Annotated in this window: 27 protein-coding genes; 10 read left to right on the top strand and 17 right to left on the bottom strand. The window is 64.4% G+C overall.

The window, feature by feature from the left end:
* Nucleotides 1-134 precede the first annotated feature (134 nt).
* Genes THIMADRAFT_RS22535 through THIMADRAFT_RS28125 form a run of 4 tightly spaced genes read right to left on the bottom strand, consistent with a single transcriptional unit; the run spans nucleotide 135 to nucleotide 6,495 of the window.
* Nucleotides 135-3,317: an efflux RND transporter permease subunit gene (locus THIMADRAFT_RS22535; RefSeq protein ID WP_007195445.1), complete on the bottom strand. Its 3,183-nt coding sequence runs from the start codon at nucleotides 3,315-3,317 to the stop codon at nucleotides 135-137.
* 7 nt (nucleotides 3,318-3,324) lie between these two features.
* Nucleotides 3,325-5,118, bottom strand: a complete 1,794-nt coding sequence (locus tag THIMADRAFT_RS22530) for an efflux RND transporter periplasmic adaptor subunit (protein ID WP_007195444.1) — start codon at nucleotides 5,116-5,118, stop codon at nucleotides 3,325-3,327.
* Nucleotides 5,119-5,125: 7 nt separating this feature from the next.
* Nucleotides 5,126-6,124, bottom strand: a complete 999-nt coding sequence (locus THIMADRAFT_RS22525; RefSeq protein ID WP_007195443.1) for a M56 family metallopeptidase — start codon at nucleotides 6,122-6,124, stop codon at nucleotides 5,126-5,128.
* Nucleotides 6,121-6,495 (bottom strand): BlaI/MecI/CopY family transcriptional regulator, encoded by a 375-nt coding sequence (locus THIMADRAFT_RS28125; RefSeq protein WP_007195442.1) that lies wholly within the window; start codon nucleotides 6,493-6,495, stop codon nucleotides 6,121-6,123. Before THIMADRAFT_RS28125 ends, THIMADRAFT_RS22525 begins: the two co-directional genes overlap by 4 nt.
* 219 nt (nucleotides 6,496-6,714) lie before the next feature.
* Here THIMADRAFT_RS28125 and tsaA point away from each other — a divergent pair, with 219 nt between their 5' ends.
* On the top strand, nucleotides 6,715-7,221 hold the full coding sequence (gene tsaA / locus THIMADRAFT_RS22515; protein ID WP_233490331.1) for a tRNA (N6-threonylcarbamoyladenosine(37)-N6)-methyltransferase TrmO: 507 nt from the start codon (nucleotides 6,715-6,717) through the stop codon (nucleotides 7,219-7,221).
* On the opposite strand, the gene THIMADRAFT_RS22510 is transcribed toward tsaA, so the two are convergent.
* From THIMADRAFT_RS22510 to THIMADRAFT_RS27245, 3 genes are all read right to left on the bottom strand, one after another.
* Complete coding sequence (locus THIMADRAFT_RS22510; RefSeq protein WP_007195440.1) at nucleotides 7,218-7,433, bottom strand: hypothetical protein; 216 nt, start codon at nucleotides 7,431-7,433, stop codon at nucleotides 7,218-7,220. The two genes, tsaA and THIMADRAFT_RS22510, sit on opposite strands and share 4 nt — an antisense overlap.
* A gap of 114 nt (nucleotides 7,434-7,547) precedes the next feature.
* Nucleotides 7,548-7,691 (bottom strand): hypothetical protein, encoded by a 144-nt coding sequence (locus THIMADRAFT_RS27250; RefSeq protein WP_158308413.1) that lies wholly within the window; start codon nucleotides 7,689-7,691, stop codon nucleotides 7,548-7,550.
* Nucleotides 7,692-7,865, bottom strand: a complete 174-nt coding sequence (locus tag THIMADRAFT_RS27245) for a hypothetical protein (protein ID WP_158308412.1) — start codon at nucleotides 7,863-7,865, stop codon at nucleotides 7,692-7,694.
* 770 nt (nucleotides 7,866-8,635) lie between these two features.
* Here THIMADRAFT_RS27245 and THIMADRAFT_RS22495 point away from each other — a divergent pair.
* The 5 genes from THIMADRAFT_RS22495 to THIMADRAFT_RS22475 are packed head-to-tail and all read left to right on the top strand — an operon-like array spanning nucleotide 8,636 to nucleotide 12,916.
* Nucleotides 8,636-9,124, top strand: a complete 489-nt coding sequence (locus tag THIMADRAFT_RS22495) for a hypothetical protein (protein WP_007195438.1) — start codon at nucleotides 8,636-8,638, stop codon at nucleotides 9,122-9,124.
* Nucleotides 9,117-10,346, top strand: a complete 1,230-nt coding sequence (locus tag THIMADRAFT_RS22490; protein WP_007195437.1) for an HlyD family secretion protein — start codon at nucleotides 9,117-9,119, stop codon at nucleotides 10,344-10,346. Before THIMADRAFT_RS22495 ends, THIMADRAFT_RS22490 begins: the two co-directional genes overlap by 8 nt.
* A gap of 31 nt (nucleotides 10,347-10,377) precedes the next feature.
* Nucleotides 10,378-12,165: a DUF1538 domain-containing protein gene (locus THIMADRAFT_RS22485; protein ID WP_007195436.1), complete on the top strand. Its 1,788-nt coding sequence runs from the start codon at nucleotides 10,378-10,380 to the stop codon at nucleotides 12,163-12,165.
* Complete coding sequence (locus THIMADRAFT_RS22480; RefSeq protein WP_007195435.1) at nucleotides 12,162-12,536, top strand: P-II family nitrogen regulator; 375 nt, start codon at nucleotides 12,162-12,164, stop codon at nucleotides 12,534-12,536. Before THIMADRAFT_RS22485 ends, THIMADRAFT_RS22480 begins: the two co-directional genes overlap by 4 nt.
* Nucleotides 12,533-12,916: a hypothetical protein gene (locus THIMADRAFT_RS22475; RefSeq protein WP_007195434.1), complete on the top strand. Its 384-nt coding sequence runs from the start codon at nucleotides 12,533-12,535 to the stop codon at nucleotides 12,914-12,916. Before THIMADRAFT_RS22480 ends, THIMADRAFT_RS22475 begins: the two co-directional genes overlap by 4 nt.
* A gap of 21 nt (nucleotides 12,917-12,937) precedes the next feature.
* Here THIMADRAFT_RS22475 and THIMADRAFT_RS22470 read toward each other — a convergent pair whose 3' ends face one another.
* The gene (locus THIMADRAFT_RS22470) at nucleotides 12,938-13,504 is read right to left on the bottom strand and encodes a Uma2 family endonuclease (RefSeq protein WP_007195433.1); all 567 of its coding nucleotides are present in this window, start codon (nucleotides 13,502-13,504) and stop codon (nucleotides 12,938-12,940) included.
* A 425-nt stretch (nucleotides 13,505-13,929) separates the two neighbouring features.
* Here THIMADRAFT_RS22470 and THIMADRAFT_RS22465 point away from each other — a divergent pair, with 425 nt between their 5' ends.
* Nucleotides 13,930-14,676 carry an AI-2E family transporter gene (locus tag THIMADRAFT_RS22465; RefSeq protein ID WP_233490330.1) on the top strand — a complete coding sequence of 249 codons (747 nt, stop codon included), beginning with the start codon at nucleotides 13,930-13,932 and terminating at the stop codon, nucleotides 14,674-14,676.
* Nucleotides 14,677-14,717: 41 nt separating this feature from the next.
* Here THIMADRAFT_RS22465 and THIMADRAFT_RS28690 read toward each other — a convergent pair whose 3' ends face one another.
* Both THIMADRAFT_RS28690 and THIMADRAFT_RS22460 read right to left on the bottom strand, forming a co-directional pair.
* Nucleotides 14,718-14,858, bottom strand: a complete 141-nt coding sequence (locus THIMADRAFT_RS28690) for a DUF5615 family PIN-like protein (protein WP_158308411.1) — start codon at nucleotides 14,856-14,858, stop codon at nucleotides 14,718-14,720.
* A complete protein-coding gene (locus tag THIMADRAFT_RS22460) occupies nucleotides 14,855-15,082 on the bottom strand; it encodes a DUF433 domain-containing protein (RefSeq protein ID WP_007195431.1) in 228 nt (75 codons plus the stop codon). The genes THIMADRAFT_RS28690 and THIMADRAFT_RS22460 overlap by 4 nt, the downstream gene beginning before the upstream one ends.
* Before the next feature lie 384 nt (nucleotides 15,083-15,466).
* On the opposite strand from THIMADRAFT_RS22460, the gene THIMADRAFT_RS22455 reads away from it, so the two are divergent.
* The 3 genes from THIMADRAFT_RS22455 (at nucleotide 15,467) to THIMADRAFT_RS22445 (ending at nucleotide 18,814) form a co-directional block, all read left to right on the top strand.
* Nucleotides 15,467-17,131 carry a SulP family inorganic anion transporter gene (locus THIMADRAFT_RS22455; RefSeq protein WP_007195430.1) on the top strand — a complete coding sequence of 555 codons (1,665 nt, stop codon included), beginning with the start codon at nucleotides 15,467-15,469 and terminating at the stop codon, nucleotides 17,129-17,131.
* Nucleotides 17,128-18,132, top strand: coding sequence for a hypothetical protein (locus tag THIMADRAFT_RS22450; RefSeq protein ID WP_007195429.1), 1,005 nt, complete (start codon nucleotides 17,128-17,130; stop codon nucleotides 18,130-18,132). Before THIMADRAFT_RS22455 ends, THIMADRAFT_RS22450 begins: the two co-directional genes overlap by 4 nt.
* A 184-nt stretch (nucleotides 18,133-18,316) precedes the next feature.
* A complete protein-coding gene (locus tag THIMADRAFT_RS22445) occupies nucleotides 18,317-18,814 on the top strand; it encodes an FKBP-type peptidyl-prolyl cis-trans isomerase (RefSeq protein WP_007195428.1) in 498 nt (165 codons plus the stop codon).
* Between the two features lie 134 nt (nucleotides 18,815-18,948).
* On the opposite strand, the gene THIMADRAFT_RS27595 is transcribed toward THIMADRAFT_RS22445, so the two are convergent.
* From THIMADRAFT_RS27595 to THIMADRAFT_RS22415, 7 genes are all read right to left on the bottom strand, one after another.
* The gene (locus tag THIMADRAFT_RS27595) at nucleotides 18,949-19,110 is read right to left on the bottom strand and encodes a hypothetical protein (protein ID WP_007195427.1); all 162 of its coding nucleotides are present in this window, start codon (nucleotides 19,108-19,110) and stop codon (nucleotides 18,949-18,951) included.
* A gap of 181 nt (nucleotides 19,111-19,291) precedes the next feature.
* Nucleotides 19,292-19,612: a hypothetical protein gene (locus THIMADRAFT_RS22440; RefSeq protein WP_007195426.1), complete on the bottom strand. Its 321-nt coding sequence runs from the start codon at nucleotides 19,610-19,612 to the stop codon at nucleotides 19,292-19,294.
* 52 nt (nucleotides 19,613-19,664) lie between these two features.
* Nucleotides 19,665-20,174: an FKBP-type peptidyl-prolyl cis-trans isomerase gene (locus THIMADRAFT_RS22435; RefSeq protein WP_007195425.1), complete on the bottom strand. Its 510-nt coding sequence runs from the start codon at nucleotides 20,172-20,174 to the stop codon at nucleotides 19,665-19,667.
* Nucleotides 20,175-20,179: 5 nt separating this feature from the next.
* Nucleotides 20,180-20,530, bottom strand: coding sequence for a hypothetical protein (locus THIMADRAFT_RS22430; protein WP_007195424.1), 351 nt, complete (start codon nucleotides 20,528-20,530; stop codon nucleotides 20,180-20,182).
* A gap of 221 nt (nucleotides 20,531-20,751) precedes the next feature.
* Nucleotides 20,752-22,635 carry an adenylyl-sulfate reductase subunit alpha gene (gene aprA / locus THIMADRAFT_RS22425; RefSeq protein ID WP_040733839.1) on the bottom strand — a complete coding sequence of 628 codons (1,884 nt, stop codon included), beginning with the start codon at nucleotides 22,633-22,635 and terminating at the stop codon, nucleotides 20,752-20,754.
* Nucleotides 22,635-23,117 (bottom strand): adenylyl-sulfate reductase subunit beta, encoded by a 483-nt coding sequence (gene aprB / locus THIMADRAFT_RS22420; RefSeq protein WP_007195422.1) that lies wholly within the window; start codon nucleotides 23,115-23,117, stop codon nucleotides 22,635-22,637. Before aprB ends, aprA begins: the two co-directional genes overlap by 1 nt.
* Nucleotides 23,118-23,156: 39 nt before the next feature.
* Nucleotides 23,157-24,020, bottom strand: coding sequence for a hypothetical protein (locus THIMADRAFT_RS22415; RefSeq protein WP_007195421.1), 864 nt, complete (start codon nucleotides 24,018-24,020; stop codon nucleotides 23,157-23,159).
* Nucleotides 24,021-24,282 lie beyond the last annotated feature (262 nt).

Here is a 24,282-nt window from a genome sequence, read left to right as displayed (position 1 = left end):
AACGGATTCAACGAACGCCGAAGGGACGTCTGGAGGGTTGCGTGCAGCGATATGGGATAGGTTGTGCGTGATGGGTAGATTGCGCGTTCATCAACCTGTCCTCAGCGGTATGAAAACCCCTTCCCCGCCGACCTTCATGAGGCCCCCGTTTGCGGTGCCGGCCGCACGTGACCCGGCACATCCCCGGTCCCCTCCAACTCGCCGCCGAAGGGATCGCGCGCGGCCCGTGCGCCGGGATCGATCTGCCCGAAGCGCAGGTAAAGTGCAGGCACGACGATCATGTTCAGCGCCGTCGACGTGAGCAGCCCGTAGAGGATGACCATCGCCATCGGGGACTGGATCTCGCTGCCCGGCTGACCGACCGCCAGGGCCAGCGGAATCAGGGCGAGGCCGGTGGCCAGCGCGGTCATCAGGATCGGCACCAGCCGCTCCGTCGCCGCCCGCTTCACCGCCTCCAGGGGATCGGTCACACCCTCGTGGTCCACCAGCTGATGGATGTGGGCGATCAGCATGACCCCGTTGCGGGTGGCGATACCGAACAGGGTGATGAAGCCGATGATGGAGGCCACCGAGAGCACGCCCCCGGAGGCGACGACGCCCATCACCCCGCCGATCAGCGCCAGCGGCAGGTTGAGCATGACCAGCAGGGCATCGCGGGCCGAGCGGAAGGCGACGAACAGGAGCAGAAAGATCCCGACGGTCACGGCAATGCCGAGGATCAACAGGGTGCGCGAGGCCTGCTCGGAACTCTCGAACTGACCGCCGAGGGCGATGTGATAGCCGCTCGGCAGCGACACCTCCTCGGCGATCGCCCGGCGGATGTTGTCGACGACCCCTTGCAGGTCGCGGCCGGCCACATTGGCCATGACCACGATCTTGCGCTGTACGTTTTCGCGGCCGATGGTGTTCGGCCCGCGGTCCTTGCGGATGTCCGCCAGCGCATGCAGGGGCAGCCGCGCGCCGGTGGCCGTGGTGATCAGGGTGGAGCGGATGGCGTCCAGGTCGGCGGTGCTGTCCGGATCGTAACGCACGACCAGATCGAAGGTCGTCTCGCCCTCCAGCACCCTGGAGACCTCGAGCCCGAGGAAGGCGGTCTCGATGGCCTGCCCGAGGTCGCGCACGCTCAGCCCGTGGCGCGCGATGGCCGCGCGCTTGAGCTCGACGGTCAGGAAGGGGATGTCCGCCTGCTGCTCGGCGGCCACGTCCACCGCGCCCGGGATGGTCTCGACCAGGGTCTCGATGCGGGCGGCGATACGGCGCAACGCGTAGAGGTCGGGGCCGAAGATCTTGATCGCGATGTTCGCCCGGGTGCCCGAGAGCATGTGGTCGATGCGGTGGGAGATCGGCTGGCCGATGACGATGTTGGTGCCCGGCACCGCCGCGAGGTCGGCGCGCAGCGCGGCCAGCAGATCCTCCTTGTCGCGCTCGCCCATCCGCAGCTGCACCTCGATCTCGGAGGCATGGACGTCCTGGGCGTGGGGATCCTGCTCCGCGCGGCCGGTACGCCGGGCGGTGGCGACCACCTCGGGCTGGTTCAGCAGGATCTCCTCCACCATCCGGCCGAGCCCGTCGGATTCCGCCAGCGCCGTGCCCGGAAGGGTGACCGCGCCGACCGTCAGGCTGCCCTCGTTGAAGTCGGGCAGGAACGAGCGCCCGGCGGACAGCAGGTAGACGACGGCCACGACGAAGCCGGCCCCGGCGATCAGGGTCACCGGCAGCCAGCGCCGAACGGTCAGGTCGAGCACGGGCCGGTAGAGCACCTTGAGCAGCCGGGCAAGCGCGCCTTCCTTGGCGTCGCGGATCACCTTCGATCCCGGCAGCAGCAGGGCGCTCAAGACCGGCGTGACCGTGACGGCCGCCAGGAGCGAGGCCGCCAGCGAGACCACGTAGGCAAAGCCGAGCGGGGCGAGCAGCCGGCCCTCCACCCCGGAGAGGAAGAACAGCGGCAGAAACACCAGCATGATGATCAGGGTCGCGAAGACGATGGAGCCCTGGATCTCGCGGGTCGCGTGGTAGACGGTTGCCAGCGCCGCGGGCCGTTCGCCCTCGGGCAGGGTTTGGCGCTCGCGCAGCCGGCGCACGATGTTCTCCACCACGATGATGGCATCGTCGACCAGGGCGCCCAGGGCGATCGCCATGCCGCCCAGGGTCATGGTGTTGATGGTCGCACCCATGGCGCTCATGGCGAGCAGCGCGGTGACGAGCGACAGGGGGATCGCGATCAGGCTGATCAGGGTCGCGCGCAGGCTCGCCAGGAAGGCGAAGACGATGAGGATCACCAGCAGGCCGCCGTCGCGCAGGGCGTGCACCAGGTTGTCGATAGCGAGGCCGATGAAGTCCGCTTGGCGGAAGACATGGGTCTCGATGTGCATGCCCTCGGGCAGAGCGGTCTGGAGGTCCGCCAGCACGGCGTCGATGGACCGGGTCAGGCTCAGGGTGTTCGCCGTCGGCTGCTTCTGGATGCCGATCACCACGGCGGGCCGGCCGTTGGTCGCCCCCGCGCCGCGTTTGAGGTCCGGCCCGATGCGCACCTTGGCGATGTGCTTGACCAGCACCGGCTCGCCGCCGCGCATGGCCACCAGGGTCTCGGCGATATCCTCCGGGGACTGCACCCGTCCCAGCCCGTGGATCAGAAATTCCTGCCCGCCCTCGGCATAGAAGCCGGCGGAGATGTTCTCGTTGGAGCGCGCAAGCGCCTCGATGACCTCGTCGACGGCGATCCCGTAGGCCGCCAGCCGCGCGGGATTGATGACCACCTGGAACTGCTTGGTCTCGCCGCCCGTGGAGATCACCTCGGCGACACCCGGAACGGCCAGCAGGCGCCGGCGCAAGGTCCAATCGGCGGTCGTCTTGAGCTCCATCTCGTCATGCCGGTCCGAGGTCAGGGCGATGAACATGATCTCGCCCATGATGGATGTGACCGGGGCCAGAATCGGCTGCGGGATCTCCGGGGGGAGCGCGCCGCGGACCAGCTGGAGCTTCTCGGCGACGACCTGGCGCGCCTGGTAGACGTTCGTACCCCACTCGAACTCGACGTTGATCACGGCGATGCCGACCCCGGTGGAGGAGCGCACCCGGCGGACCCCGGAGGCACCGTTCAGCGCCGTCTCGATGGGGAAGGTGACCAGGGTCTCCAACTCCTGGGGCGCCATGCCGTGGGCCTCGACCACGACGGTGACCGTCGGCGCGGTCAGGTCGGGGAAGACATCCACGGGCATCCGCAGCGTCTCGTAACCGCCCCACAGGAGCAGCAGCAGAGAGCCCGTCAGCACGAACAGGCGGTTCTTCAACGACCAGCGGATGATGTTTGCGATCATGGCCGCCTCAATGCGCGTGGCCGTGGCCGGCCGCCGCCGGGGATGTCCCGGCGAGCCGAACCAGATAGGCGCCGCGGGTCACCACCCGCTCCCCGGGTGCGACGCCCTCGACGACTTGGACAAAATCGCCGTCGCGAAGCCCCAAGCGCACCACGCGCCGCTCGAAGGACTCGCCGCCGAGCATCACGTAGACCACGTCCTGGCCCGCCTCCTCGACGATGGCGGAGACCGGCAGTGCCGTGCCCTCGGCATGTTCGCCGGTGGAGACGCGCACGTCGGCGAACATGCCGACCCGCAGTCGACCCTCTGGATTGGGCAGCTCGAACACCAGCGGCACGGTCCGCCGCACGGGATCGACCAGGGTGCCGAAGGCGACGAGCTGCCCGCCGGTCGCCGGGTCGACGGTGAAGCTCCCTTGGAACCCCTCGATCGAGAACCAGGCCCGTTGCGGGTCGCGCAGGCGGCCCACGTCGGCCTCCGCGACGCTCGCCTCCAACCAAAGGCGCTCCGTGTCGACGATGTGGAACATCTCGTCGCCCTCGTCCACGTAGCTGCCGGCGGTGACCAGGATCTCGGCCAGCGTGCCGGCGATCGGCGCGCGCACCTGAATGCCCAGGTCTTCGGTCGAGCCATCGCCGCCCAGGGCGCGCCGGTGGCGGGCGAGCCGCTCGGTGGCCGCGACCAGCTCCGCCTTGACCACGCGCTCGGCGTTCTCGGCCTCGTTCAGATCCCGCGTGGACGCCGCGCGCTGGGCGACGAGCTGCTTCAGGCGCTCCTGCTCGCGCCGGGCGAACTCATGCTCGGAGCGCGCGCGCTCCACCGCCAGCTCCAGGGAGGCGACGTCGACCTGGTCGCCCGCGACCTTGGGCAGGATGGTCGCCAGCGCTTGCCCGGCGGACACGCGCGTCCCGATCCGGGGAAAGGCGTCGCTCGCCAGCAGATGTCCGGCGGTCGGGGCGCCGACCACCGCCTCGCCGTCCTTGCGGGCCTTGATCACGCCGGTGGCCCGAACCGAGGCATGGAGCGCTCGCCGCTGCACCGCCGCCGTGGCGAAATCCACCTTCCACTGCTGCTCCTTGAGGAAGCCGATCTCCTCGCCCGCCTCCTCCTCGGGGGGCTGGTCGGCCAAGGCGCTTTCCCGGTCGGGATAGACTCGGTAGGTCCCGAGATCGTGTGTGGCGGTCAGCCCCGGCGACTCCAGGGTCAACGCAACACGACGCTCCGCGGCATGCTCGGGGATCGCCACCGGGCGGAAGATGCCGGGGATCGATGGGGCATCCATGCTGAAGACCTCATCCGGCAGTCCGCCCCCGGACAGGCGCACGCTTACTGTTCCCTCGGCGACCGGGCGAAAGTCCTCCAGCCGGGTGAGATGGGCCGCGAATCCCGACGCCTGCCCCACCGTGAGCGGCGGGAACTCGACGAACAACTCGGTGAGCGCGGTGAAGTGGGTGACCGCGATGGCCCCCGGATCATGCCCGTGACCCTGCTCGTCGTCGCGAGCCTCTTGCGCTTGGTCATGACCGCCGTGGTCGTCGTGGTCCGGGTCGTGATCCGCCGCCTGATCGTGCCCGGCGGTGCCATGGTCGTCGTGCGCCGGAGCCTGTTCGGCGCCGTGGTCGTGCCCGCTTCCGGGCTCGTGGTCGTGACCATGGCCCAAGCCCGGGCCGTGCGGCAGATCGCATCCGGTTAAGGTCAGGATGGCCGCGGCCAACAAGACGCCGGGCGCCTGGCGGGACGCCCGGGGGAAAGACCGACCCAGGGTCGGTTTTTCGGTCGAACGGAGGAAGGAATGGGTCATGGCAGGATCAGGACATCAGCAGGTGCAGGGCCGACTCGACGTTGTGATGGAGCCGGTCCGAATAGAGACAGCCAAACGCCAGGATGACGCCGGCACCGGGGATCAGCAGCGACCAGGGCGCGACGTGCCGATCCGGGGCAGGTCGCAGCAGGGCCTGGATCCGTGCCTCCAGATCCGCCCCGGTCATGGTCGGAAGCAGTGCGTCTGTCGGCCGGTGGTGCGCGGCAGTCAAACGGGCCACCTTGAGGATGGTCCCGGCGACACCGAGCCGCCCGGTGCCGGAAAGCGCCGCGTCCTCGTCGCAGGCGCACTCGCAGGCCAGCGACAGATCCGCCAGCAGGCGTCGGCGGACCGGCGGCAGGTGCAGCCGGGCAAGCACCTCCGCGATCAACAGTCGCAGGGCATCGCGGCGACGCCGATGGGCCTGCTCATGCCCGAGGACAGCGGCCAGCTCCGCGGGCGAGAGGGCCTCGAGCAGACGCGTGGAGATGAAGATCCGCGGACGGATCAGGCCGGCCGTCAGTGCGAGCGGGCCGTCCATCTCGACCGCACGCCAGGGCATCGGGGCCGAGGTGGGAAGCGCCAGCGCCTCCAGTGTCCGGGCGAATCCGTGCGCTCGCCACAGCCGTTGCGGCAGATCGCCGGCAACTGTGACGACAGCGAGTCCGGACAAGAGCAGGATTAGCCAGTCCGTTGCGCTGCCGGTCCAGAGCTCTGAATGGATTACGCAGAAATGGATGTGGTGCCCGTGCTCGTGGCAGTGGTCGATCCCAATTCCGAGGAGATGCGCCAGGGAGGGCGACAGCGCCAAGAAGACCAACGCGAGCCCGGCCAGTGCGGGTGCGCCCGCGAAGGCGAGCAACCACTCCGCTTCGGCGGCCGGCGGCAAGCCGCGAAGGACGCGCCGCATCGGCGAATAGAGGGCCCAGCCGAGAAGAGACAGGAACAGGGCGGCCGCGGCGAAGACCAGCATCGAGGCTGGGATCAGGCCAAGTCCCCCACTCATGGCGCATCCTCCGCGCCCTGCGCGCGCCGCTCGGCAAGCAAGCGCTCCAGCCGCGCCAGGTTCTCCTCGTCCACCCGGGCCGCAAGGTCCACGAAGGCCGCGAGCATGGGCTCCGGGCGGCCGTCGGAGAACGTCTCCACCACGTCGCCGATCAGCCGCTCCATCAGCTCCTTGCGCTGCAGTGCCGGGCTGTAGAGGTAGGCGTGACTCACCTTCTCGCGCCGCAGCAGGCCCTTGCGGAACAGGCGCTCGAGCGTCGACTGTACGGTGTTGAGCGAAATGCCGCGGCGCACACCGATCTCGGCGTGCACCGACTTGGCATCCCGCCCGCCGTGCCCCCACAATCCCTCGAGAACGGCCAGCTCAAGCACCCCCAGATACGGCCTTGTCGCAAACGACACGCGTGAAAACCCCGGGCAAGCGGTAGGAGACGGAGTATCCTTCACGAAAAACCGACGGTCAATCGGCTTTTTCCCGACAACACTGAAGCGCCATCGCTCATGACACCTGTTCAGGCACCGCGCCGATCGCCTCGATGCGCCATCTTCACCACCGGCATGGCCATGGGTGAGATCCGCGAATCTTCCGAGATGCCGACGCTCTTCGTGTCCCCGAAACCGACGTCGTGCGCGCATCTGTCCGCTGGGCGGCGCCGCAGCCGGAGGATGCGGTTGTTCAGTGGTCTCGTCTTCCTATTGGCCGCTGCCGCTGCCGGTACCGGGGCCTCCGACGAGGGGGCGACGCCCGTGTACGAAATCAGCCCCATCGGCTGGATCAAGAAGACCGAAGGCCGGACGATCATCGAGTTGGAGCGGCGCTACCAACCCGCCCTGTTGGGCGTGGGCGAGCTCGAGGCGATCTGGGTGCTGTACTGGTTCGACCGCAACGACACTCCGGACAAGCGTTCGATCCTGCAGGTGCACCCGCGCGCAAACCCCGACAACCCGCTACGCGGCGTGTTCGCCACCCGCGCCCCGGTGCGTCCGAATCCGATCGCGTTGAGCCGCTGCAGGGTGCTTTCGGTTCGGGACAACGTCATCGAGATCGACGACATCGACGCCTTCCCCGACACGCCGGTTCTCGATATCAAGCCCTAGCCTTGCGGGCGTGATGACAGCCTCCCGTCGACGATCGGCACGATGCGAGCGCCGACCCCGACCTCGTCAACGCTCTCCCCGAACGCCTCGTCGGTGAGCATGCGATCGACCGAGATCCGGTCGCGCTGGCGCTCCGGATTCCGGGCAGCGGTGCCGATGCGGATGCCGTCGACGCGCTGGCCCTGCGTGGTCGCGCTCCCCGAGGGTTGCACATGTCTCCGGATCGCCCTTACGCCAGGTTGGCGTACCGATGCCCCGACGCTCGGCGACGGGATTTCTCCTTGTGTCCTTGTGATCGGCCGCTCGAAGACGAGCGGCCGGCACGATCACTGCGCGGGGACCACCTTCTTCTTCCACATGACATGGCAGGTGATGCAGGCAGTGGTGAGTGCGTAGGCCGACTGGCTCGCCCCGAGCCAGTCGCCCGCGGCCGCCGCATCCGCGACCCGTGTCGCTTCGCTGTCGAGCACTTAGTCGTAGGACAAAAGACTCTGCTTGAAGGCCGCTTGATCGGCGTCGGCTATGATCGTCCAAGGCTGATGCTTGGGCGCGGGATGCTTCAGGATCCTGTCTGCGGCGGTCTTCGTCAGCTCGGCGTTCTCGCGCACGCTCCCTTCCTGGATCATCGCCAAGGACGCGCCCATCAGCTCCATCAACTGGCTAAGTGAAGCTGGAGCAGACCGAGCGCGCGTCCCGGGAGCAACTGTTGCTGCCCGGTCGACGTCTGCCCGAGCCCTCGCTGTTGCGCACCCATCCGCAGACGGCCGAGCGGGTGGAGAATGCTATCGAAATCGGGCCCGAGTACGATAGGATTATGATGCTCGGGTTGGGTATGCACAGCCGAAACAGCGTGGCGAAAACGTGACGCAACGCAGGCATCGACCGGCACGACACGTCCCGTCGAGTCGCGATAGCGCAGGGCAGCATGCGCTAATGTATGGATATTAAGTGGATAGGAAGGCGTGCGTTGGATTTGGATTCCAGCGGAGCAATCCGTGTGGTTTCGAGCCCCCCCGCCCACCAACCCTTTCAAGGCATCGGATGGGCTTGCTCATAAACTCGGCCACGTCGCTGGTCGTAGCCGTAGGGTGGACAAGCGCAGCGCAGTCCACCAGCGCCGGCGCGGGTTGGGTGGACTTCGCTCTCGCTCGTCCACCCTACGGTCGGGATCATGAACAACGCCGCATCGGATCATCCGATCAGGCCGAGCGCCGGTCTGGATCGGATGTCGACTCCACCGTGGCGCGCCATCGCCTTTCCCCGGGACGAACAGCGAGGATCTCCTGCCGCCTAGAGGGTCGACGAGCCAATCCATCCTCGGATCACTGCGCGAGCGGTATATTGACTCCACGATTCACGATCCACGGCCCACCCGCACCGACCCGGATTTCAGCAAATAGCAGGAGTGTGCACGATGTCGGAGCCGATTCACCCGGCCGCGATCCACCACTTACCACCCTTCGTCACGGCACCGGGAGAGACCGACGTGCTGCTCGTGGCGATGGCGATCTTTTTGCTGGTCGCCGTCGTCGGCATCGGCGTCTTTTATTTCAAGCTCCACGCACTACCGGAGCAAATGGCGCATCGCGGACAGAAGATTCAGTTCGAGATCGTCGCGGTGCTGGCCCTACTCGCGCTCTTCACTCATAACCACGCGTTTTGGGTCGCCGGCCTGTTGCTCGCCCTGGTCCCGCTGCCGGACTTCACGACGCCGCTGTCCTCGATTGCCGCCTCGCTCGAGCGCATCGCCGGCAAGCCCGAAGCAGCGCCGTCGCCGTCGAAGAGTGCAGCGGCCCCGACAGCTGCGACACCGGCGGAGGCGTCGCCGTCACAGACACCGGCGGCATCTGCACCGGCCGGCAGTGGACCCTCGTCGCAAGCCGGAGGCGGCGGACATGCTTGAGCTTCTGCTCTGCTCGACATTCACGATCCTGCCCGACTTCCTGTACCGGCGCTTCGTCCAGGACAGACGGTTGGGCCGCGAGATCACTCTGTTTACCGTCTGGTACGAGCTGCGCTGGGGCATCACGCTGTGCCTGATCCTGACCGTGAGCCTGATCACGGCCGTGTTCTACTTTCACCCCTCGACCAAGTCCGCTTCCTCGGTATTCCGCACCGTGACGCTGATGACCGAGGGGATCGGCCGGGTCGCCGAAACCTTTGTCGAGATCAATGAACGGGTCGTGGAGGGGCAGCCTCTGTTCCGGCTCGACAGCACGGCACAGGAGGCGAAAGTCGTGACGGCCAAGCGCAAGATCGCGGAGATCGAGGCCGCCATGGTGACGGCGAAATCCCAGCTCGCGGAAGCGGAGGGGCGCATCGTTCAAGCACGCGGCGCGCTCGCCCAGGCCAGCGACGAGCTCGCCCGACGAATGGAGGTGCAGGGCCGCAGTCCCGGCTCGATCGCCGAGGCCGAGGTCGAGCGGATGCGGGTGCAGGTCGATACCGCGCAAGGCGCTCTCGACGCAGCCCTGGCGAGCCGCGATGCCATCGCCTCGCAGAGGGAGTTTCAACTCCCGGCCGAGAAGGCCACTGCCGAGGCGGCGCTGGCGGAGGCCGAGGTCGCCCTGAGCAAGACGCTGGTGGTCGCCGGGACGCACGGGATGCTGCAGCAGTTCGCGCTGCGCCCCGGTGACATCGTCAATCCGATGCTGCGACCGGCCGGCATCTTGGTGCCGGAGCGCCCGACGACAGGACTCCTGGCCGGTTTTGGCCAGATCGAATCGCAGGTCATCAAAAAGGGCATGATCGGCGAGGTCGCCTGCCTTGCCAAGCCCTGGCAGATCGTCCCGATGGTGGTGACCGAGGTCCAGCCCGTCATCGCTTCAGGCCAGGTAAAACCGACCGAAACCCTGCTCGATATTCGGCAGTTGGGACATCCCGGCAGCATTTCCGTCATCATGGAGCCGCTCTACGCCGGCCAACTCGACAGCCTTCCCATGGGCGGCAGCTGCATTGCCAACCTCTATACCAACAATCACGAGGCACTGCAGGATCCGGATATCGGCTTTTGGCACGCCCTCGGTCTGCATGCCATCGACACCGTCGGTCTGGTACACGCCATCATCCTGCGCATCCAGGCGCTGCTGATCCCGTTCCAAGTCCTGGTCTTCGGCGGACATTGACCGGATAACGAACGCAGATCACCGACAGCCTATGAAACCGACAGTACGTTACGCCGACTATCTTCAGACCATCGGTGCCGGACGTCGGGAGCTGAGCTTCAACGCCATCGCACCGCCGGTCGGACGGGACGCGGAAGGACGGGCCGTACCGCCCCCTGCCCCGGGCCCGATCCGCCTGCACCCAGACGAGATCGCGGCCCTGCTGCGGCCCTATCTCTCCGTGCGCTTCATGGAGCAGTTCAAGGCGGTGGTCCCCTTGGCGCTCTATCTGGCACTGTTCCAGATCCTGATCCTTCGCCAGCTCATCGACGACTCCTGGCTCGTCACCGGCGGACTCTTCGCCGTCATCCTCGGTCTGATGTTCTTCATGGAGGGCTTGAAGCTGGGGTTGATGCCGTTCGGCGAGCTGATCGGGCACACCCTGCCCCGCAAGTCGCCGCTGCCGTTGGTGCTCTTCATCACGCTGCTGCTCGGCATCGGCGTGACCTTCGCGGAGCCGGCCATCGGGGCCCTGAAGACCGCCGGGCAGAACGTCTCGGCCGAGCAGGCGCCCTATTTGTGGGCGCTGCTCAACGAATGGACGATGGCACTGGTGTTCGTGATCGGTGCGAGCGTCGGGCTCGCCGCAGTAGTGGGGACCCTGCGCTTCCTGTACGGCTGGAGCCTGAAGCCGCTGATCTACGCTTCCCTGGTGCCGGTGCTCGGCCTGACTCTGTACGCCTCGGCCGATCCGGAGCTGACGACGGTGCTCGGGCTGGCCTGGGATGCCGGTGCGGTGACTACCGGCCCGGTCACTGTGCCGCTGGTGCTGGCGCTCGGTATCGGTATCGCGGCCGCCGCAGGTCGGGCCGATTCCGGTCTCTCGGGCTTCGGTATCGTCACCCTGGCCTCGCTGTTTCCGATCATCGGCGTCCTGCTGTTGAGCCTTTACGTCGCCGGCACGGTCACCCCTGCCGAGATCGTTGCCGCCGCCGCGGCGACGGGGGCTGATACCGGCCCCCTCCCCTGGTATCGGCGCAGCCCCGGTCTGGAGGTGGTGATGGGGATTCGCGCCATCCTGCCGTTGGTGCTGTTCCTGCTGCTGATCCTGAAGCTGGTACTGAAGGAACGCCTGCCCCGCCCGCGCGAGATGATGCTCGGGATCGGACTGACGGTGATCGGCATGTGCCTCTTCAACCTCGGCTTGACCTATGGGCTCTCCAATCTCGGGGGGAGCGCGGGGTCGCTGGTCCCTGCCGCCTTCATGGAGATCCCGGGCGCGGACGGCTCACCGCTGTACCGCTACGCGGTCGGTGTCACGATCGCGCTGGCGTTCGCCTGGGTGCTGGGATTCGGGGCCACCATCGCCGAGCCGGCGCTGAACGCCTTGGGCGTCACCGCCGAGCAGCTCACCAACGGTTTCTTCAAGAAACGCACGCTGATCCTGGCCGTGTCGGTCGGGGTCGCCTGCGGAATCGCGCTGGGCGTGACCAAACTCGTCTTCGACCTGCCGCTGGTCTGGCTCATCGTCCCGCCCTATCTGCTCGCCGCCGCGCTGACGGCCCTGTCCTCTGAGGCCTTCGTCAACGTCGCCTGGGACAGCGCCGGCGTCACGACCGGGCCGATCACAGTGCCGCTGGTGCTGGCAATGGGGCTCGGGCTCGGCAACGCCACCCACGCCGTCGAAGGCTTCGGCATCCTCTGCCTGGCCTCCATCGGCCCGATCATCAGCGTCCTGCTGACGGGGTTGTGGGCGCGCATGCAGGCCGGCCGGCAGGCAAGGGCCGCCGACGGCGAGGCGGCCATCCATCATGAGCAAGAGGTCCAGGCACTGGTATGAAAGACGCGAAGATCACCTATTTGACCGACGTCGCGCTGATTACCTGCGTCGTCGCGACCGGGCGCGGCGATGCGGTCATCGCCGCCGCCAGGGCCATGGGAGCGGCCGGTGCGTTGGTCCATCATGCCAGGGGCATCGGCCCGCGGGAGCGGCTCGGGCTCCTCGGGATCGCGATCGAGGCGGAGAAGGATGTGGTCAGCATCCTGGTCGCTACCGACTATCAGGACGTGGTCTTCGAGGCGGTTTACCGCGCCGCGGACCTCCATGCGCCCGGCGCCGGCATGGCCTACATCACGCCGGTCGAGCGGATGGCCACCTATATCCCGCGCGAGGTTCTCGCAACGCTTTCGGACCATGGGGACATGGCATGAGTCCGATCCAAGCAGCCCCGCGGGTTCCCGGCCAGCCGGCCAAGCTCATCTCCTGCATCCTGCCCGACGACGGCACCGAGCGGCGGCTGCTTACCTGGCTGCGCGAGCAGGGCATTACCCGGGCCGAGAGCGTCTACTGTCGCGGACATTCAGTGCTGCGGGAGGCCGTCACGCGGAAGGGCAAACTGCCCGAGCCGTCCCTGGTGCGCATGGTCCGGATCGTCGCCGATGGGGACGACGCGGAAGCACTCTTCGATCGCATCTACGAGCAGGCCGACATCCATCGCCCCGGCGGTGGTGCGCTGTTCATGACCCCGCTGCTGTTCGCGACGCCATTCACTTTACCGGAAGATGTCCCCGACGAACCGGGCGACATCTGAGGCAATCTCCGTCAGTCGGGGTCAGTCTTCGCCCCCGAAGACATAGCGGAGGTCCATCTCGATCTCTTCGAACGGAGGGATTCGTACCCGGTCAGCCGCCGCCTCGACGCCGTATTCCACCGAGAACACGACATGATACTTTCCGTCCACGAGTCGATAGGCGATCAGCGCCTTGTCTTCCGGGGAAATGATCCAGTAGTCGGGGACTCCGTGGCGCTGCAAGAGCATGAAGTGGTGAAAGAGGTGCTTCCGCTCATGCCCCGGCGAGGTAATCTCACAAACCCAATCCGGCAGGATCTCCATGACGCCCGTAGGCCTGCGCGGTACGCGCTCCCGTCGCCATCCCGCCAAGTCATGGCTCGGGCACTGGGTCTCACTGTAGTTGACGCTGATCTCGGGCATGATCCACCAGCCGCCGGGGCCATTCTTTCTCTTCAGAACAGCGACCTCGTCGGAGAGGCCGGATTGGACCAGCGCATGATCGGAGCGGGCCATCGGCCGCTTGACGATCTCGCCGTTGATCAGCTCGACGCGCTCTTCGGGGGACCGCAGCAAGTCGTCGATCGTACGGAGCTTTTTCGCTTCCAAGGTGTGGACCTCCGAGAAACCGCCTACCTCATCGGCAAGCCGGTGGGCTTGGCGCGGGCGAATCGTCGAACTCTCCGATTCTGGCCGATCACGGCACTGTCGGCAATCGCCGGAAATGGGTTCGGGCGCATATCCGGACAGACTGACACCCCAGCGAAGGGGGATCGATGCAAACGATCACGGTGGATTATTCGGCCTTCCCGAGAGGGTGAGCCTGGCGACTCCCTTCCCTTGGGATCCGCGGCCTTTTCCTGTGGAGTGATCCGATGAGCGATACCGTAGAACGCGGCCAACCCTACCCGCTCGGTGCCGATCCGCGTCGGACGGCGTCAGCTTCTCGATGTACTCGGCAGACGCCACGGGCACGATCCTGAACACCGCCCGCGGCGGAAAGTGCTCGTCGGACCGCTCCATCCGCGAGTATTGTGACGACGTTTGGGGTCGACGCGGTACTGGTCGGAGAGGCTCTGAGTACCTTCTGGTCCCAGGCATCCGGGAACCTCATGGCGGCGGTCCAGAAGATCGCGCCGCAACTGAAGACCGTCGGTGGATGGCTGTTGTCGACCGCGGCCGGCGCGGGTTTTGGCATCCTTCAGTTCATCGTCGCCATCATCATCGCCGGGGTGTTCCTCGCCAACGCTAAGGCGAGCGGAGCATTCGCCCGAACGCTCGCCGTCCGCTTGGCCGGCGAGCGAGGAGCGGACTTCGCTGAACTGGCCGAGGCGACGGTCCGCAGCGTCACCCGCGGGATCCTCGGTGTCGCGCTGATCCAATCCATTCTCGCCGGCATCGGCTTCATGGCCATCGGCCTACCCGGCGCCGGGCTCTGGGCACTGCTGTGTCTGCTGCTCAGCACGGTCCAGATCGGCGTTTTTCCGATCACCATCCCGATCGTGATCTATGTCCTGGCGACGGCGGATACCGTACCGGCGATACTCTTCGTGATCTGGAGCCTATTCGTCGGCAGCATCGACAACTTCTTGAAGCCCATCCTGCTCGGGCGCGGCGTGCAGGTGCCCATGGCGGTGATCTTCGTCGGTGCGATCGGCGGCTTCATCACCTCCGGCATCATCGGGCTGTTCGTCGGTGCGGTCGTCCTGGTGCTCGGCTATAAGCTGTTTCTGGCCTGGCTCCACGACTTCCCCGGGAGGCCGATGGATACCGCCCGTTAGCCTGCCGAGAGGAGGCGCCAGGTCGAATCAGAGCGAGATGCTCACTTTCGAATGAGCTCGACGTTTGGCGCATCCACGACCCTTGCCATCCCGAGCTCACGGACATGGATACATTCCGGATAGATGTCTGCGAGCAAATCGGTCAGTCGCGGAGAGAGGTTCTGGTCCAGCAGGAGCTTCACAGATTCGGCACGATCAGCAGCCGTCGATCAAAATCCGCGGCAAACGCCAGCGCGGCGAGGATGTCCGCCGCTTCGAGATCAGGGAAGTCCTCCAGAATCTCGGCCTCGGTCATCCCGGCGGCAAGGTAACCGAGGATGTCGTATACGGTGATGCGCAGCCCCGGGATACAGGGCTGTCCCGAACGCTTGTCGGGCTCGAGGGTGATACGTTCTCGGTAACTCAAGGCGCGGCTCCGCTGCGGGGATCGAAGGATGATGTCGTCGTACGCCGCCCCGGCGTGAGAACCGATGCTAACCCTATAGACACCTTGCTGTCTGCATCCGGATCAATCTCGCCGCGCACGCCTCCGAGAAGTCGTAGAGACTCCGATATTCCGGAGCAGGGAGTGCCGGGCCAAGATGAACTGTGTCGGTAGCGGTAAGATCAAGCCTTTGACGAATGATGACCTTTCAGCGCACCCTGCCAACGGTGATCGCTCCGCGAGGTTTGGCCGTTTTCTTGCTGCCTTGATTCCTCTGGTCGTCAGGGTCGAAGGGCGCGGTGGGCGTCGACCAACCCGAAGCGAGTGGAAGCATGGGCCATCTGAATCCGCATGAGGGGTACAAAGATGCTTGAGCGGCTCGACGGTGACCGAGGGGAGTGGCTGCGATTGGACCTGGTCGCCGGTCTGACCACGGCAGCGGTCGTGGTGCCCAAGGCCATGGCCTATGCCACGGTCGCCGGCCTGCCGGTGGAGATCGGGCTCTACACGGCCTTCGTGCCGATGGTGATCTACGCGCTCCTCGGGACCTCGCGGCCGCTCAGCGTCAGCACGACCACAACGCTCGCGATCCTGACCGGCACCCAGCTTGCCCTGGTCGTGCCGAGCGGGGATCCGGCGGCACTGTTGAGCGCCTCCGCGACGCTAGCCGTCCTGGTCGGGATCATGTTGATCCTGGCCTCGGTGCTGCGTCTCGGGGTCGTCGCGAGTTTCATCTCGGAACCGGTCCTGACGGGCTTCAAGGCGGGGATCGGGCTCGTCATCGTCCTCGATCAGGTCCCGAAGCTGTTGGGCATCCATTTCGAAAAAGGCGGCTTTTTGCAGAATCTGCTCGCGCTGGTGCAGCATCTGCCCGAGACCTCGCTCGTCACCCTGGCCGTCGGCGTGGCGATGCTCGTCATCCTGGGCGGGATGGAGCGATTCCTCCCCCGCGCCCCCGCGCCGCTGGTCGCCGTCGGGCTGGGGATTGCCGCCTCGGGTCTCTTTGCACTCCAGGCGCACGGCGTGGAGACCGTGGGCCATATCCCCTCGGGGCTGCCGGCCTTCGTTGCGCCCGACTTCGACCTCATCGCCCAACTTTGGCCCGGCGCCCTGGGCATCGCCTTGATGAGCTTTACCGAGTCCATCGCCGCGGCGCGGGCCTTTGCCGGTCCGGGTGAGCCGCGCCCCGCGCCGAACCGAGAGCTCTTGGCGACCGGGCTCGGCAATGTGGCCGGCGGACTGTTCGGCGCCATGCCCGCCGGCGGCGGCACCTCTCAGACGGCGGTGAACCGGCGTGCCGGAGCCCGCACCCGGGTGGCGGGCCTGGTGACGGCGATCGCCGCGCTCGCGACGCTGATCTTCCTCGCGCCGCTGATGGGGCTGATGCCCCAGGCCACCATGGCCGCCGTGGTGATCGTCTACTCGATCGGCCTGATCCAACCGGCCGAGTTTCGCGACATCCTGCGCATCCGGAGCATGGAGTTCGTCTGGGCACTGGTGGCCTTCGCCGGTGTCGTGGTGCTCGGGACCCTGAAGGGGATCCTGGTGGCGGTTATCGTCTCGCTCGTCGCCCTCGCCTATCAGGCCGCCCATCCACGGCTCTATGTCCTGGGCCGCAAGCCCGGCACCGATGTCTTTCGCCCCGAGTCGGCGACACATCCGGACGACGAGACCTTCCCCGGTCTCCTGATGGTGCGCCCGGAAGGACGCATCTTCTTCGCCAATGCCCAACGCATCGGCGAACAACTCTTGCCGCTGATCGACGCGGCCGAGCCCAAGGTGGTCGCGATGGATTTCAGCGCGGTGCCCGACATCGAGTACTCGGCACTCAAGATGCTGATCGAGGGCGAAGAGCGTCTGCGCGAGCGCGGTGCCTCGCTCTGGCTCGTGGCGTTGAACCCGGAGGTCCTGCGCATGGTGCAGCGCTCGCCTCTCGGCGAGACCCTCGGCCGCGAGCGCATGCTGTTCAATCTGCAGATGGCCGTGGAGCGCTACCGGTCGCAGACGGCCCAACCGGAAGAGAACCGATGAAGCTCTTTCAATCCATCTTCGGCGGCCGCGAGGCCGTCGGACACTATCCCGAGTCTCTGATCGAGATGGCCATCGAGCGCACCGTGGACGGCACCGACCCCCGGTTGCGACTGGTCCCCGGTTACCGCAAGCGGCTGCGAAAACCCGTCATCCACGCGATCGACCATGTAGTGGCCCTCGTGGACGGCATCCCTGCGACCGTGGCGGCCGGACTCGGCGACTATCGCAACGATCCGCGGCTTTCGGCGCTGTTCGCCTCTGGCGAGGAGATGCTGCAAGTCTTCGCCCGCGACCGGGCCCTGTCGGAGTATCTTTCCGGGAACGAGGGGCGTGGTGCCGAGCGGGTGACGGCCCTTCTCATGGCGCGTCGGGAGGAGAGAAACATCCTCGGGATGGACGTGGTGGGTGACCAGGTGCGCCGCGACGTCGCCCAAGTGACGGTCAGCTTCTCCGGACACCACCTGCTGGAGCCCCGGGCCATGGACGAGGAGTGCAGGCGCTTTCTCAAGCGGCGTGCCTTCGATCATCTGCTCGCCCTCGCCCTAGCCCGGATCGCCGAGGCACAGGTCGAGCGTGCGGATCTCACACGCCAGTGCGATCTGCTGCGGCGTCAGCTGCGCAACATGCAACGCGGGACGCTGAGTTTCGATCAACCGAGTCCGGACGACCCGGACGCGGCCGGAATCCAAGCCGAATTCGACGCCGTTTCGCAACACTTGCAGATGCTCGGCGCAGACACGGGTCTATTGAAGGCCCATCTGGAGATTGTTGCCGACCGTCTCGCAGAGGCCGAGCATCAGGTGTGGTCGGAGGACATCCAGCTCTGCCTGGGACCAATGAACATCCTGCGTGATCCCGACGACCCCTCGGCTCGCGTCATGGTCCTCCACGAGCTCCAAAGCGCCCTCGGTGCGCGCGCCGTCGTCCTGCCGGTCGCGATCGACCCGCGAGAGCTGCCCCACCAGGAGGACTTCGTTTCCGCCGCCCAGCGCTATCTTTGAGGCCGCCTTGCCGACCATTACCCCGGCCGACCGACCGGGTCTCAGGCATTCCGCCATGAGCGGCGTTGCATCGGCTCAATCGAAAACAAGTCGTTCGCATGTCATCATGAGCGGCGGAGCGTATGACTTCAAACCGGCCGCATGACCCTGTCGTTGAAACACAAAAGAACGAGCGAACCTCACCATGACCGAAACCAGCACCAATACCATTACCGACGGCAAGTATGTCGAGCTGACCTACCTCGTGCGCGACAGCACAACCGGAGATGTCCTGACGGAGATCTCGCGCCCGCTCAACTACGTTCACGGGGTAAACGAGATATTGGCGCCGATCATCACCCGCGAGCTTGTGGGCAAGACTCAAGGTCAACGGGTCGACCTACTGGTCGACTGCAATGCGTTGTACGGTGCAAGGGACGAATCACTCGTTGTCACCGAGAAGGTCGCTCTCGTGCCGCGCGAGTATCGCCAGGTCGGCACCCGGATTCTGATGGAGAACAATCTCGGTCAAATGAAAAGTTTCTTGGTGACCAAAATCGAAGGGGACAAGATCACGTTCGATGGCAACAACCCGCTCTGCGGCAGGGAGGTCATCTACCAGGTGAAAGTCCTGTTGGTTCGCGATGCGACGGACGAAGAGAAAGCGTACGGGGGGAAAGCCGAGGAAACTCCCGAGGGATGATTTGTCGGCTTGGACGATCGAGACACCGAAACAGACTGAAGGAGTTCCCCGACCGCTTGATCCTCGCGGGGGTGTGAGGCCGCGGGGGGTTTGAGGCCGCCGACAACCCGGCAAGCCTCATGCCCCGGAGAAGACTAGGGCCGCTTCGGGGCCTTGTACTCGACCTCTTTCTGAAGCGTTTCCCAGATCGTCTGGTATCCGACAAAACCCTTCTCGTTGGGTTCCATTTGCTTGGTCCTGTGGAAACGCACCTTACCTTCCGGAACCTTTGGTCTGGTCTTGGATTGTTCGCTCATAAGTCACCTTCTCTAGACATGCCACTGTGGACTGAACGGAGCGCGCCAACGATACCGCGGGCGCCGGTCAGGGAACCAATATCAACACTTGACTGGCCGCGACCCGTGCGATCCCTCGCGAAGAGGGCGCATCGACGACAGCCTTGCAGCGGACTCGAAATGAACCGCGACCCAAGCATGATCATTCGGTTGGTCTTTTGGACAGAATTTGCAGGGCCTCATACACGAACTCATGCGTGTACGAGTTTTCACCGCAGTGCGTTAACTCTTCATCCGACGTGCGAAATGTCAGATACGGATGGACCTCCATCCCGTCGACTTCAATCGCCGCCGTGTCATCGAGCGTACTGGCGACACTGAACGCGATGCTCGCTGTCGCGTCTTCCAGATTTTCACCACTCAAGCCCGCTTCCTGCAACTTGACTCTGATACTCTGAACCAGCTCGCGGACGAGGATGAATTGCTGTTCGTCAAATAGCGTCGGATCGAGGTTCAGCTGCATTCTTTTTTACTCATAGGGGGAAGCTCTGACTCTCGTCTTTTTCGCTGGTTCGCTAGAGGGATACGGATTTCATGCCCGTTACCGCAGGCGGCATTTCGACCTTGCCGCCGGCTGCCACCTCTGCCTCCGTGGCATCGCGGACCGACAATATCTCAAGCTCGAACACGACGTCTCGTCCACACAACGGATTATTGCCGTCAATGGTCACTGTCTTCTCGTCGACTCGCGTGACCAGGAACGTCTTCGTCTCGCCCTGCTCGTTCTCCATGAGAATCGTGGTACCGACCTCTCGGTACTCTTCGGGAACGTTCTCGATGTAGTCCGTTACGACGAGAGACTCGTCCCGAGAACCGAACAAGGTGTTGCTGTCGAGCTCGACCGTTATCGCATCACCGACTGCTCTGCCCTCGAGCTCTGCCATGACTTGGGATGAGAGCACGTCGTTGACACCGTGGACATAGCCCAACGGAAAATCGACAGCCGTTAAGACTTGGCCGCTCTTGGCGTCGACGACTCGGTACTTGAGCTCGACGTACTTGTTATGTTGGATGATATCTGTCATGACTCTCAGAAAATCGACACGGCGAAAATACGCACCTCGCCTTTTTCATAGCCGAGAACCATTCGTCCCAGCCACTCCCCTTCCTTCGTCGTACTTCGCATGCGATAGAGAACAGTGACATGCTCGCCACGCCGAATAAGACCAAGAAAGTCGCGCTCTTCGACCAGGTTTCTGGACAATTCGCTGTGCGCGAACTGCTTACCAAGCTCGACCTCGTTTAAACCGAGCAGCAGCTCGTACGAGAACTTCCTGATAAATTTTCCGTATTGCCCCTTGTTCGAGAACTGAACCAGCTCGTCCCACATCGGATGAGCGATCTCGAGTATCTCCTCGTCCGATTTATCGTTAATGTTCATTTCGCATCGCCATCGGTGTGCGTCTCGGCAATCTTGTTAGGAGCTGAAGCCTCGGCCGCCGGCTTTACAGCGATCGAACGACTCGGATAGACACCGGGCATTTTGGGTGGCGACTACACGAGCGCCCATACCTCTCAGCCTGGCGCTCGTCCAACAAGCGTGGTCGTACCGAAAGAAGAAGCCCGAGACCCCGGTTCCGGGGCCTCGGCTTGCGCAGAGGCTTATGCAGCCTTAGCTTCGTGCTTGTCCTCGATCAGGTGATAGCACGGTGCTTTCTCCATCGTGTACTCGCCGGTCTCGGGATCCCGGCGGGAGACGGTGAGCACATGCCAGTTATCGTCATCCACCTTCATCGCGTCACCGCGATAGTAGTAGCCGGGCCAGCGGGTCTCTTTGCGGAACAGCGTGTGATGCATGACAGCCTCGGAAGTGAGGTGGCGATGCTTCAGCTCCCAAGCCCGCAGCAGCTCGTGAACATTCTCCGCAGCGATCTTCTCGAGGTCCTCTTCCAGGAGCTTGAGTTTCTTGAGACCGATATTCAGCAGCTTCTCGTTGGTCATGTAGCTGACCGTCACTCCGCCGCAATACTCGTCCATCAGCTTCTGCAGGCGATCCAACCCCTGACGCGGGTTGATATAGTTCGGATTGACCGAGCCGGCGGTGATCTCGTTCCGATAGATCTTGTAGTGCTCCATCGGCTTGTAGACCTCTTCCTTGCGCCGATTGATCTGCTCATCGGAGACGCGGATACCCTCGGCCTTCCCGTCATCGATGTACTTGCAGGCCGCCTTGGCTGCAAGCCGGCCTTCCGTGAACGAGCCGGAGGAGAATGCGTGCGGCGTACCACCGACAGCGTCACCGGCACCGAACAGACCTTCCACGGTCGTCATTCGGTTGTAGCCCCAGAAGTAATCCGGCGGGGATATGTCTTCGGGACCTGAGCACCAGGCACCGCAACCGGTGGCGTGAGAGCCCATCACGTAAGGTTCGGAGGTGGTGAGCTCCGGGTTTTCGTACTTGGGGTCGACATCCGTCGCTGCCCACAACACGGCCTGGCCGACGGTCATGCCCAAGAAGTTGTGCCAGCCGATCTCTTCGAGATGCGGGTCCTGGAACGCTTCCATCGTCACCATGTGGATCGGACCGCGGCCCGCGTTGACCTCGTTGATGAACGCGTGATTCCGCAGACAGGTGGGAATCGGGCGATGCGAAAGGTGCGACGCCTCGACGTCCAGATAGCGCTTACCGACCATTTTTTCCAGGGCGGGGAACCACTTGGACTCGTACTCTTCGCCCATGCCGTTTTGCGTATAGGTCTTGAGGTGCAGGAAGTACGCACCGACCGGACCGTATCCGTCTTTGAAGCGCGCGAGAACGATTCTGTTCTCCATCTGGGTCATCTTAGCGCCGGCACCGATCATGAGCCCATAGGCGGAGCCCGAAGACCAAGGTGCATACCAAACGCGGCCGGCACCCTCGCCGACGGAACGTGGCTTGAAGATGTTCGACGCTCCGCCTGCCGCAACGACCACTGCCTTGGACTTGAACACGTGGTAGTTGCCGGTGCGTACATTGAATCCGACGGCCCCGGCAACGCGGTTCTCTTTGGATTCGTCCATCAACAGATGGGTCACGCAGACACGATTGAAGACCTTGTCGGCAGACTTCTTGGCAGCCTCGGCGACGATCGGCTTGTACGACTCGCCGTGGATCATGATCTGCCAGCGCCCTTCGCGCTGATACGCGCCCGTCTTCGGGTTGCGCATCAAGGGCAGACCCCATTCCTCGAACTGGTGCACAGTCGAGTCGACGTGGCGTGCCATATCGAACAGGAGGTCTTCGCGGACCATGCCCATCAGGTCGATGCGCGCGTAACGAACGTGGTCTTCGGGGTTATTCTCCCCGAAACGGGTGCCCATATAGCAGTTGATGGCGTATAGACCCTGAGCCACCGCGCCGGAGCGATCGATGTTCGCCTTTTCGGCGATGACGATCTTCTTGTCTTTGCCCCAGTAGCGGGCCTCGAAGGCGGCACCGGTACCGCCGAGCCCTGCACCGCAAACCAGGATGTCGATGCCGTCCTCAACGACTGTCTTGTAGCCCATCATTCGTACACCCCTACTTTCAGTTGAAGCCCGGCGGCTTCGAGTGTGTGCAAACCACCGTCATCGAATCGGAGGTACTTCGGCTCGTTGTACAGAAGTTCGCCGTCGCGCATCTCCTGACTTGGAGCAGGCGCGTCTGACAATTGAGGAATGTGCTTTCCCCACGGCTTTGTCGTGATCGGGGCCAGGAGATTCATGTCCTTTTCGCCATTGCGGAAGATGATCCGCCAAGCGATGACACCCTTTTCCTCGTCACGTTGCACCCGGACCGAATGACCGAGCGGGGCGAAATCCGCATAACCGCGGACGTCGATGGCGTTGTGCGGACAAGCCTTCACGCAGGAGTAGCACTCCCAGCACATGTTGGGCTCGATATTGTAGGCGCGGCGCACCACCGGATCGATGTGCATGATATCCGAGGGGCAAATATCGACACACTGACCGCAGCCGTCACAGCGCGTCATGTAGACGAAGGTTGGCATATTGTGTTCCTCTTCGTGACCTGAGCTCGCAAGGCGAGATCAGTAGTGGGCCGGAGCTTCGCGTTTGATGCCGAGCCCCATGTTCGGCGGATTGGCGCCCATGTACTCCGGGATGTCCGGATAGCGCTCTTTGCACTCGGTGCTGGACAAGTCCGGGATCTCGGGCAATTTGTCGCGAGATCCGTCTGCGACCGCAACCTTCTTTTGGAACGCAGCCGCGGGCTTAAAGAACATATGCGCAAACTTCGACCATAGGATGGTGCTGAAGAGCGTCGTGGATGCGGCGATGAAGACAACAAACGCGATGATGCTCAATGCGGAGGTCGCGCCGGACGTCGATTGCAGGAAGGACCAGATCAACGCGAAGGTCGCCATCAGCAAGAGCGAGACGATGAAGATGTCGGACTGATGAACGTTGTACCACTCGTTACCCTCGGAGCGCACGTCGACGCGGATCTTGAACCAGAACCAGTAACCGCCGATACAGATCGACAGCGCGCCCAAGTGCCACAGGAGCGGCGCCAAACCCGAGCCCTCGCCTTCGGCAACCGGCAGGCCGAAGATCATCACGGCCGTCGTCACCACGAAGAAGACGAAGCCGTACATCGTGAACAGATGCGAGATACGACGGTCGGGGTTCTTGAACTCGCTCGAGGTCAACACCTCGTTCGTCACCGTGCTCAGCGCGACACCGAGCTTCTCGCCGGCCCCGACTTCACGCTTGGCAATCTTCTTCAGCGACTGCCCCTTCTCGAAAAAGTACTTGGCACTCTTTTTATGCAGGACGTCGAGCAGCGTGCCGCCGATGACCAGAATGACCATCAGAACGACGTACGCTTGCATGACGCCCGGATCAAGCGAAAGGTTCTCGGACACAATCGCGAATGGGTTACTTGCGATCATTGGAAGGTGACTCCATACAGGTGGTGAGCCTCGGCTACCTCGAGGAAACGGTGACCCGATCCGCCCCAGCATCAGGTCGAGTGGCGATGCCGAAGGAACGGATTTCGAACCGCTCCACCGGGACAGCGGCTTATTTTCCGCACCTCCCGGCGACACTGGGGCTGGAGTATAAGGGTTTCAGTACATGCTGCGCGACTCAGACATTTTCGGGCCGCATAACTGCTACTTATGAGCCGGCCGTCCATGGGAAAAAGAGAAAGAC

The sequence above is a fragment of the Thiocapsa marina 5811 genome, from assembly GCF_000223985.1.
GTDB classification, from domain to species: Bacteria; Pseudomonadota; Gammaproteobacteria; order Chromatiales; family Chromatiaceae; genus Thiocapsa; species Thiocapsa marina.
This window is presented reverse-complemented; position numbering and strand designations above follow the sequence as displayed.